11 protein-coding genes and 4 pseudogenes are annotated in these 18810 nt (G+C 45.6%); 10 read left to right on the top strand and 5 right to left on the bottom strand.

Translation table 11 applies throughout. The features are described 5' to 3' along the window. Positions 1-156 precede the first annotated feature (156 nt). From dctP to ACZ5V1_RS12550, 3 genes are read right to left on the bottom strand one after another with little or no spacing between them, the layout of a single operon-like run. Positions 157-1152: a TRAP transporter substrate-binding protein DctP gene (dctP, locus tag ACZ5V1_RS12560; protein WP_464389127.1), complete on the bottom strand. Its 996-nt coding sequence runs from the start codon at positions 1150-1152 to the stop codon at positions 157-159. Positions 1153-1174: 22 nt separating this feature from the next. After that, complete coding sequence (locus ACZ5V1_RS12555; RefSeq protein ID WP_464389126.1) at positions 1175-2473, bottom strand: TRAP transporter large permease; 1299 nt, start codon at positions 2471-2473, stop codon at positions 1175-1177. Between the two features lie 2 nt (positions 2474-2475). Beyond that, positions 2476-2988 (bottom strand): TRAP transporter small permease, encoded by a 513-nt coding sequence (locus tag ACZ5V1_RS12550; RefSeq protein ID WP_464389125.1) that lies wholly within the window; start codon positions 2986-2988, stop codon positions 2476-2478. Positions 2989-3436: 448 nt separating this feature from the next. Here ACZ5V1_RS12550 and ACZ5V1_RS12545 point away from each other — a divergent pair, with 448 nt between their 5' ends. Then, positions 3437-5335: a sigma-54-dependent Fis family transcriptional regulator gene (locus tag ACZ5V1_RS12545; protein WP_464389124.1), complete on the top strand. Its 1899-nt coding sequence runs from the start codon at positions 3437-3439 to the stop codon at positions 5333-5335. 398 nt (positions 5336-5733) lie between these two features. On the opposite strand, the gene ACZ5V1_RS12540 is transcribed toward ACZ5V1_RS12545, so the two are convergent. Next, complete coding sequence (locus tag ACZ5V1_RS12540) at positions 5734-7266, bottom strand: ATP-binding protein (protein ID WP_464389123.1); 1533 nt, start codon at positions 7264-7266, stop codon at positions 5734-5736. Between the two features lie 146 nt (positions 7267-7412). Beyond that, complete coding sequence (locus tag ACZ5V1_RS12535) at positions 7413-8144, bottom strand: response regulator transcription factor (protein WP_464389122.1); 732 nt, start codon at positions 8142-8144, stop codon at positions 7413-7415. A 236-nt stretch (positions 8145-8380) separates the two neighbouring features. Between ACZ5V1_RS12535 and ACZ5V1_RS12530 the strand changes: the two are divergent. The 9 genes and pseudogenes from ACZ5V1_RS12530 to flgL all read left to right on the top strand — a co-directional run. After that, positions 8381-8743: pseudogene (locus tag ACZ5V1_RS12530) on the top strand (flagellin N-terminal helical domain-containing protein); the annotation flags it as partial. 1044 nt (positions 8744-9787) lie between these two features. Then, positions 9788-10093: pseudogene (locus ACZ5V1_RS12525) on the top strand (flagellin); the annotation flags it as partial. A 332-nt stretch (positions 10094-10425) separates the two neighbouring features. After that, positions 10426-11013, top strand: a pseudogene (locus ACZ5V1_RS12520) (flagellin N-terminal helical domain-containing protein); the annotation flags it as partial. 837 nt (positions 11014-11850) lie between these two features. Further along, positions 11851-12156 (top strand): annotated as a pseudogene (locus ACZ5V1_RS12515) (flagellin); the annotation flags it as partial. Positions 12157-12766: 610 nt separating this feature from the next. Continuing rightward, entirely contained in the window at positions 12767-13315 is a 549-nt protein-coding gene (locus tag ACZ5V1_RS12510; RefSeq protein ID WP_160712524.1) for an RNA polymerase sigma factor, read from the top strand. Further along, positions 13305-13970: a flagellar hook assembly protein FlgD gene (locus tag ACZ5V1_RS12505; RefSeq protein WP_464389121.1), complete on the top strand. Its 666-nt coding sequence runs from the start codon at positions 13305-13307 to the stop codon at positions 13968-13970. The genes ACZ5V1_RS12510 and ACZ5V1_RS12505 overlap by 11 nt, the downstream gene beginning before the upstream one ends. Continuing rightward, a complete protein-coding gene (locus ACZ5V1_RS12500; protein WP_160712528.1) occupies positions 13970-15568 on the top strand; it encodes a flagellar hook protein FlgE in 1599 nt (532 codons plus the stop codon). Before ACZ5V1_RS12505 ends, ACZ5V1_RS12500 begins: the two co-directional genes overlap by 1 nt. A gap of 23 nt (positions 15569-15591) precedes the next feature. Beyond that, positions 15592-17604 (top strand): flagellar hook-associated protein FlgK, encoded by a 2013-nt coding sequence (locus tag ACZ5V1_RS12495; RefSeq protein WP_464389120.1) that lies wholly within the window; start codon positions 15592-15594, stop codon positions 17602-17604. Positions 17605-17613: 9 nt separating this feature from the next. Next, entirely contained in the window at positions 17614-18810 is a 1197-nt protein-coding gene (gene flgL / locus ACZ5V1_RS12490) for a flagellar hook-associated protein FlgL (RefSeq protein ID WP_464389119.1), read from the top strand.

Here is an 18810-nt window from a genome sequence, read left to right as displayed (position 1 = left end):
TGAATAAGGTGCCGAAAAGAATAAGATACCAAAAAGAATACGATACTAGAAAAGCAGAGATTGCTGCTAGCACAGAAAAGATGTGTTAATGACCCGGGGGCTTGGGCCCCCGGGACGGGCAGATTTCTGGGAGTGTGTACTCTTCAGTAGTTGCCGTTACTGAATGATATTTGAAAGGACGTTACGTCCCCAGTCTTCGCCTACGTCAGAAAGAATGATTGGCCATACCTGCTCACGCACTTTAGTTGCATGGGCTTCTACAGCTTCTTTAGAAACCGGGATGATTTTTGCGCCGTAGTCTGCAAGACGTTGCTCGTTTGCAGCCTGATCAGCTTCAGCACGTTCCCAGCGACGCTGTTCAAAGTCAGCAGCTGCTTTATCAACGAGTGCTTTCTGAGAATCATCAAGGCCGTTGTAGAGTTCAGCGTTCATGATGAGGTACCACATTTCGAAGTGTGTATTGAGCGGGAGGTAGAATTTGGTCACGTCGCGGAATGAAGCGTAGTAGCCTTCTGCGCCGGAGCCAACAACACCGTCAACAACACCTGTCTGTACTGCGGTAAATGCTTCAGAGAACGGAATTGGTGTGCCGATAAAGCCGATTGTGTCTGCCATAAGTTTGAATGACTTACTTGGCACAACGCGGATTTTTAAACCTTTTTTTGCATTAGGATCGGTTGGGTTTTTAGGCTCTTTGTTCAGAGCTACGCCACCGAAGTATGCAGGCCATGTTGCAAGAAGTTTGATGTCCTGTTCTTTATAAAGACCAGCGATTGTTTTTCTAAGTGGTGCAGCTGCAGTAAAGTTCTTTTCTGCCTGTGCCCATGTGGTCATCATGAATGGGAAGTTGGCAATCTGCATGCGTTTGTCAGCTGCAAAAGCAACTGGCTGACATGCCATATCTACTGCGCCGAGACCAACACGTTCCTGTACAACGGTGTAGTCACCGAGAGAGCTGGAAGCATAAATTTTTGCTTTCATGCTACCTTTGCTGATTTCTGCCAGTTCTGCGGCAAATTGCTTAAGGTCTGTGTCGATAGCAGCATTCTGCGGACGTACGTGGGAGATTTTCCAGCTGCGAGCCTGTGCAGTGCCCACGGCAAGAATACAGACAAACATCATAACAACAGCGACTGATAATTTTTTTTGCATATCCCTTACTCCTTACAAACAGTTAGTAGCCGATGAGGCTTGGTAAATAGAGAGCCAGTTGTGGCCAGAAGGACGTGAGAAAAACAACCGGTACATACCCGAATAAGATCAACGTCATTGCGGGCTTAATTACATCGACAAATTCAACTTCCCCGATGCGAACACCAAGGTAGAGGATACTTGCGTAAGGTGGAGTAACGCCACCCATAGCAGTGTTAACGCCGATGATTGCAGCAAAGTGAATAGGGCTGATGCCGATAGCTTCCATAAGCGGGAGCAGCAGCGGAGCAGTAAGAATGATGGAAGTAATGTCGTTAACGATCATGCCAATGAAGAAGAGCAGAATGTTAACGAGGATGAGAAGCATCACCTTATCTGTAGTGATGGTGAAAATGCCTTCAACAAGAGCCTGCGGAATTTCTTCCATTACAAACATCTGGCTGAGCATGAGACTGAACACAATCATAACCATGATTGCGCCAATCGCAGTGGCAGCATCTTTAGAAGCGATAAGGAATTTTTTCCAGGTTAAGCCTTTGTATACAAGGAAACCAACAGGAAAAGCGTAGATAACGGCAACCGCAGCAGCTTCTGTAGGAGTCATGATGCCGCCGTAAATGCCGCCCAGAATAATGATAGGCATTACAAGCGCAGGTATAGCGAGCAGTGTAGCGGCAGAAGCGACGCGGACTGTTTCTGCAATTGGCTTTGGCTTATCAATTACGAGTGGGAATTTGCGACACATAACAAGGTTTACTACGCCGAACAGGAACGTAATAAGAATGCCGGGGCCTACTGTTGCCAAGAAACAGGCAAGAATAGATGTGTCTGTTACCCAGCCGTAAACGATCATGGTTACGCTTGGTGGAATAAGAAGGCCAAGAATAGAGGAGTTAGCAACGAGTGCAGTTGCATAACCTCTAGGGTAGCCTTTAGCTGCCATTTCAGGAATCAAAAGAGGACCTGTAGCTGCAACACCGGTTAATCCACTGCCGGAGATTGCGCCAATAATAGCACAGCTTAAAGAGGCTACGATACCGAGACCGCCTCGAATTCTACCAACAAAAATATTTACAAAATCTAGTAGGCTCTTCGCAATACCACTTTCACTCATAATAGCGCCGGCAAAAACAAAGAGCGGGATACAGAGCAGAACAGGGTTGGAAAGCTGGCTAAAGCCCCAGAGCATGGTGCCTTTCATTGTAGCGCCACCAACAAGATGCATAAACATGAGGGCGCCGCCGAAACAGAATGGTAATGGAACACCAAAGCTCAGCATTACAACAAGTAATCCGATTGCCAGTAATGAAATTTCAACCATTGCTATGCGCTTCCTTCGTTTGCATTATGCAAACTGGTAGTAACTGGTTTTGTGCTTAGCAGCGTAAAGCGTCGAATATTCTTGATAAGGTGGTTCAGGCCGAACATTGTCATTAAAAGCAGTCCGATGAACAAAGAACATTCTGCATAAAAAGTAGGAAGATAAATTGTAGGAGTTTCTTTCCATACGCGGAGCGCATACTGGAAGTAATCCCATGCCCAGCGGGTGAGCCATGCAGAGACAATAACAGTCATAACGTCGGCCACGATGCGGACACCAAGTTTGGAGCGCTCGGTTTTCAAAAACACATCAAGCACGTTGGCTTTGATCTGTGTGTCTTCGCGTGAGGCGTTTACACTGCCGAGCAGATATAGCCATAGAGTTGGGTAGATGACGATGTCATCCAGTCCCATAAGCGGGGCTTGCAGAATATAGCGCCATATGACCTGTATGAACTGTAATAAAGCGACAGTGCTTAACAGTATTGTCAGGCCATACCGAAATTGCTTCTCCATACTTTTCTCCTTCTATGGTTATGTTGATTAGTAGGTGTATTGTGATTGTTGTTGCTATATGCAATGCATGTTCCGTTTTTGATGCCGAACCGTTGTTATATAAAAATTACATTTTTGTTTTTTTCTAAGCAGTTTGTGAAAACTCAATGTTTATGCTTGATTTGGACAAGGTTGTGCGACCAATCAACAAGCGAAGTTTTTTCGGTGGGTTAGCTTTGTGCTAGATTGAGTGGTAGCAAGAAGTACGTGATAACTGTCTCAAAATGAGTCATTGTGATCTTGTGAGAATGAATAATTCAAAAAACACTAGTAAATACGGCGTTATATCGATTGTGTCTTATTTTGAGACATGTCGCGATTTAAGACACGCGGAATGTTTTTATTAATAACTTAGGTACGTAACGGAAGGTAACTGGTTACATTTATGAATGTTAGAGAGCGTGGGGAGATGAAAAAAGGACATGTTGTCGATTCCTCAACGATGATGAAGTTGATTGATGAGTCTCATGCACGCTCGAAGCAGTTCGGGATAGATTCCATGAGTCGGAATATGCAGCAGGAGTGTATTTCAGATGAGGCTCTGCGGGCGCGTCGTGCGGATAATGATGAATTGTTGCAGGTTGTGTTGCCACATTTTGCAGAGTTCTTTGATCTGCTTTCACCTGATGAATTCCTGATTGCTGCCATCGATGCTGATGGATACATCTTGCACATTACGGGGTCTGAGCTGTTAAAAAAGCAATACCGTCAGCGTAACTGTGCTCCGGGTTTTAAGTGGACAGAAGAGGACGTGGGGACAACTGCAATCAGCATGTGTCATAAGCACCACATTCCTATTCAGCTCACTGGTTCAGACCATTACTGCGACTTAGCGCACCATTTGACAAGTTCTTCTGCTCCTATTTTTGGGGAGGGTGGAGAACTGCTTGGTATTCTAGTTGTATCCGGTGCAAAAGAATTTACGCACCCACACACGCTATATATGGTTACGACTGCCGCCCGTGCTGCTGAACGACAGTTACGTGTTACTCGCAGGAATAAGACGCTTGCTCTGCATATCGGATTTTTTGATAAAGTGATCGAGTCCGCGAGTACTGGTCTGCTCATTTTGAATACTGAAGGCGAGATTTGGAAAATCAATGGAAAGGGCGCTCAGATTCTTAAATCGGACAAGCTTGAAGGTAGGCATATCTCAGAGCTTGAAGGGCTGTCTTTAGATATCCAGCAATTACGTACTTCTTCAAAACGATGGGTGAACAAAGAGTGCTGGATTCGTTGCGGGCGGGGTACAGTTCCAATTCTTTACACTGCACAGGCGGTTCTTTCTGAAACGAAAGAATTACTTGGGGCTGTTCTTGTTTTCAACGAGATGAGTGAGATCCAGAAACTTGCAGAGAACATTGCCGGTGCAAAAGCCCACTACACATTCCCGATGCTCGTCGGGCGGTCTGAAAAATTTCTTGAATCTATTGATCTGGCGCAAAAAGCAGCAGATTCGACAGTGACTGTTTTGCTTCAGGGCGAGACCGGAACCGGTAAAGAACTTTTTGCACAGGCTATCCATAACCACGGTAGCCGCAGCCATTATCCATTCGTACCTATTAACTGTGGTGCGATTCCTGCGGAGTTGCTTGAAAGTGAACTGTTCGGATACGTGGAAGGCACATTTACAGGTGCAGTAAAGGGCGGACGACCGGGGAAATTTGAACTGGCAGACGGTGGCACAATTCTGCTTGATGAGATCGGTGACATGCCGCATCACATGCAGGTAAAATTGCTGCGTGTTCTTCAAACGGCAGAAGTGTATCGAATCGGTGCTCGAAAGCCTGTAAAAATTAACACCCGAATTATTGCCAGTACTCATGTGAATTTGAGCAAGGCTGTTGCGCAGGGACGATTCCGTGAAGACTTGTATTATCGTTTGAACGTGTTGCCGATTAATATTCCACCGTTACGGGAGCGTGGTAGCGAAGATATTTTAGAGCTGGCTATGCTCTTTTTAAATCGAGGGACACCACTGCCGCTGACTTTCTCCCAGAGTGCCCAGCAAGCCCTTGTGTCGTATCATTGGCCGGGTAATGTGCGTGAATTGGAAAACATTGTGCAGCGAGCGTTGCATAGATGTGAAGGCGACGTGCTTGATGCAGAGCACTTTGCATTACCTATAAAAGAAAATACACGCAGTGTGCCAATCGGGACATTGAAGGATATGGAATACCGCCTTATTGAGGCTACGTTGGAGGAAACCAATAATAATATGGTGGAATCTGCGAAACGCCTCGGTATTTCTCGTGCGACGCTGTACCGTAAAGTCGAGAAGATGAATGCTATTGTCTATCCGACATAATCGTACGTGATTGTCGTTCCCTTGTTCCACGTGCTCTCGTTTTTACATGCTGTGTGTTAGCATCTAAAGTTTTCCACTTTTGTCACACGCAAAAAGCTTCGAGAAACAAGAACACCGCATAAAAAGCAAACTGAAAATTACCGCAAAAAAAGCTCCTACACATACCGTGTAGGAGCTTTTTTTGATGCTGTATCTTGTGTTCACTTCAAGCAATACTGCTCATATTTCTAGAGACCTGTGCTATTTTTTCCCAACAAAAGTCTCTTCAAAGGATGAGTTGAGTTTTAAATACAACCCTCAGATACCCCTAAATGGGGTCAAGGGGGCCGTGTCCCCTTGCGGATGCAAGGCAGAGCCTGCCCGCCGGAGGCTATCTTAAACCAACAAAGAAAATGCCCTTACATAAACATTTGTTCCACTGCCGGTTTTAGATTGGCAGTGTCCGCAATGGTCAATTGTTCAGAAAATTCCACACCGATGAGCGTGCCGCGACTTTTAGTACTGGTCATGCTGACGTGTGCTTTGTGGGCGTTGGCAATAAGCTTGGCTGAATACGTGCCGAGACCTGTACCGTCTTCCTTCCCGTACGTTGCATACTTGTTGAAGAATTTTTCTTGAACTTCTTCTGGTACAAGCGTGCTGTTGTGGATGGTTATGGTTTGATCGTCGGTTTGAATTGCCACGGTCACAATGTCATCACTTCTGGAAGCCTCAACCGCATTTACGATGAGGTTCGAAAACAAGGTTTGCAATAGGCGATATTCACCGGCGACTGCGAATGTGTTGTTGGTAGAGACCGGATGATTGTTGAACGTAATGCGTAGGGTCACGTTGAGCCGTGTGAGCATGGACGTTATGTCATCCTGGATCTCAAAAAGCAGATGGACGAGCTCTACGGATGTTGCTCGCAGCTTGTAAATGCCGCGTTCCATTTTGAAGATGTCCAAGTTGTTGTTGATCATGTCTAGGATACGATAACCGGCCATTTCGATCTTCTTGATGTAGTTTTCCTGATGCTCGGTGAGATTGCCTTTTGAGAGCAGTAACTCCGGGTACCCGATGACGAGGTTCAGCAGTGATTTTAGATCATGCTGGTTGATTCTTTCCACCTCGCAGCGGATCATTTCAGCTTCTTCTCGTTCAGCAACTTCCAATACGAGTTGGGCATTTTTCTTTGCTAACTCTGCGGTGCGTAATTTTACTGCATGCTCCAACATCTTTTTATGAGACGTGAGGAGCCTGTCGCGCTTTTCAATTTGATCGAGCATTGAGTTGAAGTGCGTGACTAAGTCACCAAGTTCATCACTTGATTCGTAAGGCACTCGTAGAGTGTAATCTTTACTTACCCCAATTTCTTTGGCTGCTGCTGCGAGATCGTACAGCGGTTGTAGCATTTTTTTGTATAGCTTTTTAGCCATGAAGAAACTCACAAGGATACCACTTGTCCCTGCAAAGGCGGAAAGCAAGAGATACATTGTGATTCCTTTGTCCATAAGAAACACTCCTGAGCCGAGCAGGATGTAGGCCTTGATCTCTCCGTTTTCGATAATTGGTTCTGCGACAACGCGTGTTGAAGAATTTTTGATTGTTTTGTTGGAGAGTAACTCCTTCATATCGAATTTTAGTGAGCCATAGGAAGCTATTACGGTGCCATCGGGGCTGACTATGGCAGTGTAATCCACAAACGGCCACTTGTCATAGTCTCTGGCTTCACGCAGAGCAATACGGGCCTCGTCTGGTATAAAGGGGCGAGGCATACGGAATGCAAGACTCCGGACACAGTCTTTGATGATTCTTTCTGAACGTCCTTTTTTTGTAAGCATTATGCTTGATGCAGAAACAAGGACAACTGTGCAGATGGCGATGGCGCACATTGCAGTTATGAAAAAGATAATGCGACGATTAAACGGCGCAAAAAAAGAGCGGAACATTGTAGTGCTCACGATAGTTGAAGGGTATGTGAGAGAGGCATCCGAAATACTTAGGGGGAAAAGGTTCCGGATGCCCCAAAAGCCATGAGTACTTCTACCTGCCGCTGTCGGGGAATGACATTCCTAGAGGAAGCGGCAGGGGGAGACTACATGTGCATAACTTGCTGTGGAATTTGTTCCGGTATGGCCAGCAAGTAGCCATTTCCACGAATAGTTTTAATTATGGCGCAGTGTTTTAGTTTTCTGCGTAAATTACTCATATGTACGTTCAGTACATAGTCATCAAGTGAAGGATCGCGACCAAGTGCGTCTTCAAGGAGCTGCTCACGAGTAATGAGTGCGCCAGCGTTGCTGGTGAGCATTTCTAAAACATTGTATTCAGCGCTGGTTAGCTGAACCGGAGAATCTTCGATTTGAACACTGCGTGCGGAAGGTGTGAGAGACATACTTCCGATAATGATCTTATGCGCAGGATCAATTTTTGCGGGTGCATTAAGCTCCCGTGCTATTTTTGCAGGCATTGTACGGCGCAAAATTGCACGGATGCGTGCTGCCAGTTCACGCAACGGGCATGGCTTCGCCACGTAGTCGTCTGCCCCCATTTCAAGTCCAACAACTTTATCGATTTCGTCGCTACGGCCAGTAAGCATGATAACGGGCATGGTGTATTCGTTTCTGATCTTTTGCAGCAGATCAAAACCGTTCATGTCCGGAAGCATGATATCAAGCAGCACAATGTCAAAAGTATCTTCCTTGAGTTTCTCAATACCACTCATTGCATCGTGTGCTGTATGGAGCGAAAAGCCTTCTCCGCTCAAGTAGCTACCGAGCAGTTCACCTAATTCAAAATCGTCGTCGATAAACAAAATGCGTTTCATACCACCTCCAACGGAAACATAAGGGAACCATACGTTGTTTATGTTTTTTTCATCAACTTAATAAATGTTAAGTAAATCTATGAAAAATATTGGGGATGGATAAAAGCGCCAACTAGGAAAAATTTTCCGCTTTATAAACAAAAACAGGGTCAACCTCCGTATTCATTTGCAAAGGGCATATCGCTCTGACGAAAGACTATTGCAAGGATGCAAAATTACAAACCTGGAGGTTTACTATGTCTCTCATCATTAACAACAACTCTATGGCGAACACCGCAGCTCGTAACCTTAACTCCGCATACAGCGATTTAACTAAATCAACGGAACGACTTTCTTCCGGTATGCGTATTAACAGCGCGGCTGATGATGCAGCTGGCCTTGCTGTACGTGAAATGATGCGTGCAGAAGTAACTACATTGAATCAGGGTGTTCGTAACGCGAACGACGCTATTTCTATGATTCAGACTGCTGATGGTGCTCTTTCTGTAATTGATGAAAAGCTTATCCGTATGAATGAGCTTGCTGAACAGGCTGCTACCGGTACGTACACCGATGACCAGCGTGCTATCATCGATCAGGAATACCAGACAATGGCAGAAGAAATCACACGTATTTCCGACTCCACAGACTTCAACGGGCAGAGCCTGCTGAATGGTTCTCTTGAAGAAGGTGCTTCATACGAAGATGCAAGCGGCGCTACACAGACCGGTAGCTCAATGACTGTTCATTTCGGAAGCGGAAACGATGCTGACGAAGATAAATACAGCATTGAACTGGAAGACGTAAGCTCAGGTGCATTGGGCGTAGGTGGCGACTCTCAGGATTACAAAATTGATGAAGACGGTCTTGCAACTACTCAGGACGGTAGAGCAATCTATTCAAATGATGACGGCGAAGTGTACATTGAAGGTGATGATCCTGCTGTGACAGGCGCGCCTACTGGTTACACTCAGGTTCAGTTGAAGGATACAGTTGCTGACGCTACTGAGGTGCAGGATGCAACAGATGATTTGACAACTCTTGCTGAAGCAGGCGTTACAACAGCATTTACCGGTGCTGCCGGTGGTACTTCTACGGATGTTCAGATTGATGGTGAAGACTTGGAAGCCAGTTTTGATGCGACAACCGGGAAGCTGACATACGATGTTGGTGGTGGTGGTGACGTCGTTTCAATTGAAGCTGATTCAAGCGATCTTCTTATTGGTGCCAATAAAATGTATGCAACCATTGATGCAGACGGCACAGTTGCTTTGCATGAGGCAACAGGTACTACTATTCCTGATGCTGGGTACGCAGTTTCTGTTGATACTGATGGTAATCTGAACGTTAACGTTGAGGGTGATGACAAAACGCTCCTCACATCAACAGGTTCTGACGGTTCTGTGAATTATCACATTGCGGATGAAAGCACTGATATCCCAGCGGATGCTTCGGTAATGAACATTGCGAAAGATTCTGTTGAAACAACCTTTGAAGTTGCTGCTGATGGTTCTGCAACACTTGGTGCCGTTGCTGTAAATGATAACGCTGGTGCCTACGAGCTATCAGGCGGTGCTGCAGCAACATTTACAATGGGCGTCGAAACAGTCTCAGACGAAGAGCTTGCAAGCTTTGGCAAAGAACTTGGTAAAACAGACGAGTACGCAGGTTCCAGCATTGCGACACAGGAAGGCGCACAGGCTGCACTTGGTGCTATTAAAGAAGCTATCGAGATGAAAGACAAAAACCGTGCAAACCTTGGTGCGTACGAAAACCGTCTTGAAGCTACTATCTCTAACCTTGAAGTTCAGAGTGAAAACCTCTCAGCTGCTGAGTCCCGCATTTCCGACGTGGACGTAGCAACCGAAATGACTGAATACACCCTACGTCAGACCATTTCATCCGCTGCAACTTCAATGCTTGCTCAGGCTAACACCCTGCCACAGAACGCATTGAAACTTATCGGATAAGTAATTCTAAGCCATCTGACTTAATGGCTTTACGCTAGAATGACTTACCGCCCCTGATTTTTCCAGGGATCAGGGGCGGTTTTTCATATAAACGAAAATATAGAGCGCAAACGATCTCGCAAGAACCCTTAAGGGTTTGTGAGGTTTTGTTTGCGCTTTTTTAGTAACTATAAAGAATGTGTTAATTAGCCGGATTTTTATATGAAAAATCAGTAAATTCATATGTTGCTTTATAAACGAAACCGTAAGCCTCCGCGTATTTATTTACATAGCGTAAAGCGAAAATGGAAAGTCATTGCAAGGATGCAGAATTACAAACCTGGAGGTTTACTATGTCTCTCATCATCAACAACAACACTATGGCAAACACCGCAGCTCGTAACTTGAACAGCGCATACTCCGATTTAACCAAGTCTACAGAACGCCTTTCATCCGGCATGCGCATCAACAGCGCAGCAGATGACGCAGCAGGTCTTGCTGTTCGCGAAATGATGCGCGCAGAAGTTACTACATTGAATCAGGGTGTTCGAAATGCGAACGATGCGATTTCTATGATTCAAACTGCAGATGGTGCTTTGTCCGTTATTGATGAAAAGCTCATTCGTATGAATGAGTTAGCTGAACAGGCTGCTACCGGTACCTACACCGATGAACAGCGCGCTATTATTGATCAGGAATACCAGTCTATGGCAGAGGAAATTACACGAATTTCTGACGCAACAGATTTTAACGGTACCAAGTTGCTGGATGGCTCTTTGAATGAAGGTGCTGAGTATCTCGATGATGACGGCCAACCGCAGACTGGTAGCTCTATGACAATCCATTTTGGCACCGGAAACGATGCTGATGAAGATAAGTACGCCATTGATATTGAAGATGTAAGCTCAGGATCACTTGGCGTAGGTAATGAATCTTTGGATTATGTAATTGATGATGACGGACTTGCTTCTACCAAAGATGGTAATGCCATCTATGCAAATGAAGATGGCGATATTTACATAGAAGGTGATGATCCGGCAGTAACTGGGGCACCTACAGGATTTACTCAAGTTCAGCTTAAAGAAAAAGTTATGGCAGACACAACAGAAGAAAGTGATGCAAAAACAGATTTAGAAAATCTTGTGTCTGTTCCAGCTCTAGGTACAGCAGGGGCTGTTACCGTGGATGGTTCTTCTGTTCATGGCTCTATTGATGCTGACGGGAACCTTGTCTACACCGTGGACGGAACCGCTGATGCGACTTCTGACATTGCTGTGACTGATACTGGGCAGCTGAATATAGGTACTGGCGCAACAGCAAAAGCAGTATACACAACCGTTGATACAGACGGCACCGTATCCTTCAAAACTGTTGCCAATGCAGGCGATCCGATTCCAGAAGCCGGTACCGCGGTTGAAGTAGATGCCGATGGGAATTACACCGTCAATGTTGGTGGCGAAGATAAAAAAATTCTTACTTCAGAAGCAGCTGACGGCACAACTAAGTACTATATTGAAGATGTCTCTGAGGACGTTCCAGACTCTGCCGCAGTGATGAATGTTGGTGGAGATGTTGTTGAGCAGAATTTCACCCTTGCAGATGACGGTAGTGCAACACTTGGCACTGTGGCGATTCAGGAAGGTGGATCTGGTTATGCGTTAACAGCTGCAACTGCTGGTGCGGGCGCCGCGGCAGTCAGTTTTGATATGACGGTTGCCAGTATTCCTGATGACGAACTTGCTGATTTTAGAAAAGAACTGGGTGGCACAGAAGAGTATGCAGGCTCAAGCATTGCGACACAGGCAGGCGCACAGGCCGCTCTTGATGCCATTCAAGATGCTATTGAGATGAAAGATAAAAACCGTGCAAATTTAGGTGCATATGAAAACCGTTTAAGCGCAACAATTTCTAACCTTGAGATTCAGGCTGAAAACCTCGGAGCCGCTGAATCCCGTATTTCAGACGTTGATGTGGCAACAGAAATGACAGAATACACCTTGCGCCAGACTATTTCATCCGCTGCAACGTCAATGCTTGCTCAGGCAAACTCCTTGCCGGAAACTGCTTTGAAATTAATTGGCTAAGATTTTACCTATTCGGAAGTAGCAAGCTATGGCTGCTTGCTGCCAGCCCCCGATTCTCCTGCAGGAGTCGGGGGCTTTTTGTGCGCAGTGTACGGCTGGTAAGGCTTTGTATTGTGCCGTGCCGTGTTTCGCCTCTGTGTTGAAATGGGGAAACGCTTCTGATTGCTGCTTTATGTCGAGCCATCTGCTTTACGTTTTTGTCCGTACAGCAACCCGCCATTTTCTTTACCGCTTCATAATCAGTCTGTGGATCCAGCAGCCCTTATAATCTGGAGTGTTACTGATGAGAATGGCTCTGTTACCACACTGTTTTTAACACGTTACGTTGTCCGTTGTTATCCCGCTTTGATGGTTAGGCAATATTTACCTCATGATAAATCTGCACTGTAAAACCCTCCACTAGGCAAAATTTTCCGCTTTTTTATCCGAAAAACACTCCGATTTAGCATCTGAATCTAAAGAAAGGTTAAGGAAGCTTGCTTTGTCTTAACCACTTTTTCCTCTCCCCAATATTTCCCTAACAAGCTGTAACTATAAGTTTAGCATACTTTTATAGAACCATAATGTTGTTGGGCATGTGAGTTGCTTTAGTAAGGGCAGGGAGTTCAAGATGAAACAATGCTTACAAGAGAAAAATAGTTCAGATATCTATAATGATTTCTTTGTTGATCATACAACTTTAATAAAAAGAACGATCGTATCTATATTAAAGAAGTTTAATTCACGCATAGATTCAACAATAGTAGATGAAGCTTTTCAAAATGTAGCACTAAAAATTATCAAGAATAACTATCTTGCTAAGTATGACAGTGCAAAAGCAAAACTATCATCTTGGATTTACGTCATAGTTGAGACTTCTATTATTGATGATTTAAGAAAACAACAAAAACATAGAACGGAAACATTAGATGAAACTTTTACAATAGGCGTTACAACGCATTTCTTTACAGTCAGAAACTACATCCCGAAGAGCTTACTGACTGAAAGACAAATGGAGATACTTATTCTCACTATTGAAAAAGAATATTCAACAAAAGAAGCCTCAGCTGTGCTGTCTTTATCGGAGAGCGCTGTTCGGTGCCTTAAGCATCAGGCGCTACGACGTTTACGTAATTATTATACTAAATACGACTCCTACGGGGGAAATCATGACCATTAGCGGCGTCAGTTCCAGCCAGGATATAACCACAAGTTCGACCCAGAGTAGCACTACGTTCAGTGAAGTTGACTACATGATATTGCTCGCAGCCGAGCTTCAATATCAGGACCCTACTGACCCTATGGATACAGACAAGCTCACTGAGCAGACTTGTATGTTTTCACAACTTGATGCGTTGCAGAGCATCAATTCTCAGATAGGTGATCTTGGGGAAACGCTAAATCGTACCGACCCTGTTTCGTATTTGGGACGAGAGGTAGAGGTTGAAGGAGATACTCTGGTTATGAAAGACGGTGAAACGTCTGAGGTTACCATGTATCTGGCTGAAGATGCCGATTCTGTCATTATCGATATCTATGATTCGCAAGGCAACATCGTTGCCATGCAGAATCTGGGTTCCATGTCCGTTGGTTTTGAACAGATAGAATGGGATGGAACTTTGCTGACTGGCGAAACAGCAGAAGACGGCACATACACCATCGGGGTGCGTGCGTTGGATGAAAATGGTCAGTCTATTGAGACAGCAACAACTATTAAAGACACCGTTGTTTCTGTTGCCAATAGCTCAAATGGTACGGTTTTGACCCTTGGTGGCGGAGCGGTTGTTGATTTTACAGATGTTATTTCTGTCAGTGTTGCTGAGGAGGAAGCGTAATGAGTATTACAGGTTCAATGTACAATGGTATCTCAGGGTTGCAGGCACAGAGTCAGGCTACTTTGGTAGTCAGTAACAACCTTGCTAACTCCAGTACGGTTGGTTTTAAAAGCTCCAGTGTTATTTTTCAGGATGTTTTTTACGAGACAGTGCGTGCCGGTCAAACCGGTAATGGTGTTTCTGTAGCTAATATTGATACTGACTTTTCGCAGGGTTCGTACCAGACGACTGGCTCTAATACTGACCTCGCAATTACCGGTGACGGGTACTATATGGTTAAAGATCCGGCAAACCAGTCCGTGTATTACACTCGAGCCGGTAACTTCGATTTTGATGAGAATGGATATCTCGTAGACCCTGAAGGCAATCGCGTTCAAGGCTGGGAGATGGAGAACGGTAGCCCTACAGGTGCGATTGGTGACATTCAAATTGATGACTCCCAGTCTCCACCGAAAGCAACGAACAGCATTCAGATGTCCATAAACCTTAATGCATCAGCTGAAGATAATAGTGTTGCGACGGTTGATGATAACGGAACACCTGCTGACCCGACCGATGATACAACAAGCTGCGCGTACACCGCTTTGTTTGATATGTACGACGGAACAGCTTCTCCTGCGCTCGACCAGAGCCGCTATGAATATCAATCCACAATTACTGTATATGATGAAGCAGGCGGTACGCATGAACTGACCGTATATATGGACCCTGTTTCTGTGGATGCCGACGGCAATACCGTGTGGGAATACACAGTAGCCAGTAATCCCGGAGATGATCACCGAGAAGGATTTGAAGGGACAGAATCCGCCGGTTTGTTGATGGCAGGCACCCTAACTTTTTCTCCTTCCGGTGATATGACTTCAATGACTGCGTACACACCGGTAGCATCAACAGGTGCTGGGTTTGACGGAAAAAGTGCTGCAAACTGGACTCTCGCAGAATTTGACGCCGCCGGTGTACCTGTTTTGGAAACTAACTTCTCCGGTAGTGCCGAAAATCAAAAAATGTCTTTCAACTTTGGTATGACTAACAAAGATCATGATACCGCAGGCGGTTGGACTGGTGCCGTGGATAACGACGGTGATGGCGTTGCCACTCTTGCTGATTTACAGAACGGCGGTGTTGATGTTGATTACACAGACCTTCCCGGTTTCAACGCGCCGGTAATAAGCCATTCAGGTACAACCTGTTATGAATCAAACTCTGCCACACTTGGATTGTATCAGGATGGCTTTTCAACTGGCACATTACAAGATGTAACAGTTGACCAGAGCGGTGCCATCAGCGGACAATATTCTAATGGCCAGACAATTGAGCTATACGCCCTCGGGCTTGCAGATTTTTCAAATGAAGGTGGATTAAGTTCGCAGGGCGGAAACAAGTTTCTTGATACAGCAGAGTCTGGGGAACCTATCATAGGTCGTCCGGGCGTAGGTGGCATGGGGGGCGTTCAGTCTAATACTCTGGAGATTTCCAACGTGGATATGGCGCAGGAAATGACCAACCTTATTATCCTTCAAGCTGCGTATCAGGCAAACAGTAAGGTTATTACAACTGCGGATACTTTGTTGCAGACAGCTATTAACTTGAAGAACTAGTAGCTGGTTTATGAGGAGTATGCATGATTAATACGATCTACAATACTGGCATAAACGGTGTAGTTAATTCGCAAGCCAGTGTTAACGTAACTACGAATAATATTTCGAATGCAGACGTGGCGGGGTACAAAAAACAGACCCCTATTTACGAAACGTCCGGCTCTATAAAATCTCATGGATTACATATCGGTACCGGTGCACAAATTGCCGGTATCGAAGCCTCCATGAATTACTTTGTAGAACAGCAGTACCTTTCCACATCTGCTGATGCTGCAAAGTTTAATCAGCAGCTTGCCTACCAAATGCAGCTGGAGGGAACCCTCGGACAATCTGACACAACAGGCCTTAATGCTGCATTGAGCGGATTTTTCGGCGGATGGAACACACTGTCCTCTGACCCTACACAGCCTGGTGCGTGGGAAGAGGTACTCAGTACTGCTCAGGGAATTGCCTCTACATATAATGATACATATGCGCAGATGGAAAAGATTTATACATCCATAAATCAGGAGATTTCATCTCAGGTATCAGAAGCAAACTCACTGATGGATCAAATCGCTGCATTAAACGCGCAGGTTGCTTCCAATCCCACAGACAATCAGGCGGTTGATGCACGGGATCAGGCTATTCGTGAACTTTCAACGTATATGAATGTAACGGTTGAATACCAGAACGACGGTACTGCAACACTGCTGGCAGAAGGTCAGTACACATTGGTAGAAGGGCAACAGACACATCATCTTTCCAGCCAGTCTGCGCAGTCTCGTGAGTCTTTGGTGCCTTCTTCATCGTTCGACGGAAGCCTACAGTTTAAGGGTGAATCAAGCGAAGAGATTATGCTCGAATTCATTGATGCCACCCATTACAAGGTCTCGTATGATGGTGGAAAAACATGGGCGACGGATGAAAGCGGCAATTCAGTTGTGTATGAAGCTGGCGATGCTGATAATCCGGAAAATATCGCCGGAGTTGATGTCTGGTTTTCCACAACTTCAGGTACTCACGCGGCTGGCGATAGATACGTAATTACCCCTAAGACCGGATTGTATCTGGAAAAAGGCGACGGTTCATACCTGAACCTTACGCCGTTATCCGATGATCAAGGGATTCTTTCTCCAGATAAAGCAACTTCAGGTTCCATTGCAGGATTGTTTATTACTCGTGATGACTCAGTCATGCCGAGAATGGATGCCTTGGACGGACTGGCTCAGTCCGTCATCTGGGAAACAAACGTGGTGCACTCAAAGGGTGCAGGTCTCGAACACCACACCAGTCTTTCTGGCTCGTACGAAGTGGATGATTCCACCGTGCCGCTTTCAGAAAGCGGGCTGTTTTTCGGTGATAAGCTCGAATCCGGAGATGTAGAATACGTTCTATATAATGATGACGGCTCGATTGCCTCTACTGTGTCCATCACTGTCGATCCTTCCACAGATTCTTTAGATGATATTGCTGCGAAGATTAATGCCGCATCAGGTGGCGATCTTACAGCAACAGTTTCTGCTGACGGAACGCTTGAAATGGCTTCTGGAACAGGGTTGTCATTTGAAGTGGCGCAGGATGATGCGAATTTGATGGCGGGGCTGGGGTTGAATACTTTCTACACTGGCACCTCTGCTGAAACCATTGCTGTGAACAGCTACGTTTCAAACAACCCGCAGCATATTAATGCCGGAGCAGTGGGCGAGGATGGCTCAGTTACCAGCGGTGATAACAGCACTGCATTGCAGCTTGCTGCGCTGGCAGAAAAGGATGTGTCGATAACTGCAGGCGGCGTGACCTACACGGATTCCCTTTCAAGTTTTTCCAGTATGATTGTTGCCGATGTTGGCGCGGATGTGATGCTGGCGGAGCAGAACCAAGCGTATGCGCAAGGTTCCAACGAATATTATTACGAGTACCAGTTGTCATCCAATGGTGTGAACGTTGATGAGGAGCAGCTGAACCTTATTAAATATCAGCAGCAGTACGAAGCATGTGTAAAAGTTATTTCAACAGCACGCGCCATGTTCGATGAAGTGCTGGATATGCTGTAGGAGATCGTTATGAGAATCGCAACATCCCAAATTTATACAAGTTCATTGCAGCAGATCAATAAATCCCTCGGTAACGTGATGGAATTGAAGATGATGACGAGTACGCAGAAAAAACTGAATGCTCCATCTGATGATCCATCCGGTGCGGCTTTAACTATGCAGCTGCGTGCGTATTCCGCAACACTGTTGACCTACGAAGAAAACTGCACGGTTGCTGAAGGGTATTTAGGCACAGCCGATGGAGGATTGCAGCAGACAAGTGAAATTCTGATGAACGTCAGTGAACTTGCAGAACAGGCTGCCACGGAAACATACACGAAAGAACAGATGGAAAGTATGGCCATTGAGCTGCGACAGGATATGGAATCTATCTTTCAGATGAGCAATACCAAGCTTGGTGAAGTGTATTTATTTTCTGGAAATGATATCGAAAACAGCGCGTATGAGAAGAGCGTCGGTGTAACGATTGATGATCCGACCATGACACATGCTGATGTTGTTTCCGTGCAGGGTGATGCGTCTCAAACAGTCTTTATTCAGATGACAGAATCCGGCACCATCGGCGGAACAGAGGACCTTGAATACCAATATTCCACAGACGGCGGGGATACATGGACAACAGGGACTTTGCTTGCTGGAGACACGGAGATTGTTGCCGGTGATTCCTCTATTACCTTGGCAGCCGGAACAGACGTAACCGCAGAAGACGGTAGCGGTGAAGGGACTAATCTCTACATCAGAGCTGCGTATGAGTATACTGGAAGTAATGAAGAGCTTGCTCTTGCCATCGGAGAGGATTCAACTCTCGATGTGACTTCTGACGGATCATCCATATTCGGTGGTGTTGATCCCGCAACTGGTGAGCCATATCCAGAACCGAACTTGTTCGAAGCTCTGGGTGATCTCATGGTTTACATGGAAACTGGGAACACAGAGGGCGTGGCATCGTGCATTGAAACAGTTAATGCTGCCTATGAACAGATGTTGCAGAAAACCGCGAGTGTCGGTGCAAGGCAGAAAACAGCACAGAATACCGCGACCGCAATCTCTATCACAAAAGACCGCAGTATTTCTCAGATAAGTGCTGTTGAAGATGCGGATGCAACACAGTTGTCTGTGGAAATGGCTCAGGCAGAATATGTGTATCAGGCTGTGCTTTCCACAACCGCAAGCGTGTATCAGCTTAACCTTCTAAGTTATTTATAG

This window comes from Halodesulfovibrio oceani subsp. galateae, from assembly GCF_055397225.1.
This window is presented reverse-complemented; position numbering and strand designations above follow the sequence as displayed.

What these genes read in the sequence shown, in the direction of transcription:
- ACZ5V1_RS12495 (WP_464389120.1), top strand. Translation starts at nt 15,592, where the DNA reads ATGATTAATACGATCTACAATACTGGCATAAACGGTGTAGTTAATTCG.
- ACZ5V1_RS12505 (WP_464389121.1), top strand. Translation starts at nt 13,305, where the DNA reads ATGACCATTAGCGGCGTCAGTTCCAGCCAGGATATAACCACAAGTTCG.
- ACZ5V1_RS12550 (WP_464389125.1), bottom strand. Translation starts at nt 2,988, where the DNA reads ATGGAGAAGCAATTTCGGTATGGCCTGACAATACTGTTAAGCACTGTC.
- ACZ5V1_RS12500 (WP_160712528.1), top strand. Translation starts at nt 13,970, where the DNA reads ATGAGTATTACAGGTTCAATGTACAATGGTATCTCAGGGTTGCAGGCA.
- ACZ5V1_RS12555 (WP_464389126.1), bottom strand. Translation starts at nt 2,473, where the DNA reads ATGGTTGAAATTTCATTACTGGCAATCGGATTACTTGTTGTAATGCTG.
- ACZ5V1_RS12545 (WP_464389124.1), top strand. Translation starts at nt 3,437, where the DNA reads ATGAAAAAAGGACATGTTGTCGATTCCTCAACGATGATGAAGTTGATT.
- ACZ5V1_RS12510 (WP_160712524.1), top strand. Translation starts at nt 12,767, where the DNA reads ATGAAACAATGCTTACAAGAGAAAAATAGTTCAGATATCTATAATGAT.
- ACZ5V1_RS12540 (WP_464389123.1), bottom strand. Translation starts at nt 7,266, where the DNA reads ATGTTCCGCTCTTTTTTTGCGCCGTTTAATCGTCGCATTATCTTTTTC.
- dctP (WP_464389127.1), bottom strand. Translation starts at nt 1,152, where the DNA reads ATGCAAAAAAAATTATCAGTCGCTGTTGTTATGATGTTTGTCTGTATT.
- ACZ5V1_RS12535 (WP_464389122.1), bottom strand. Translation starts at nt 8,144, where the DNA reads ATGAAACGCATTTTGTTTATCGACGACGATTTTGAATTAGGTGAACTG.
- flgL (WP_464389119.1), top strand. Translation starts at nt 17,614, where the DNA reads ATGAGAATCGCAACATCCCAAATTTATACAAGTTCATTGCAGCAGATC.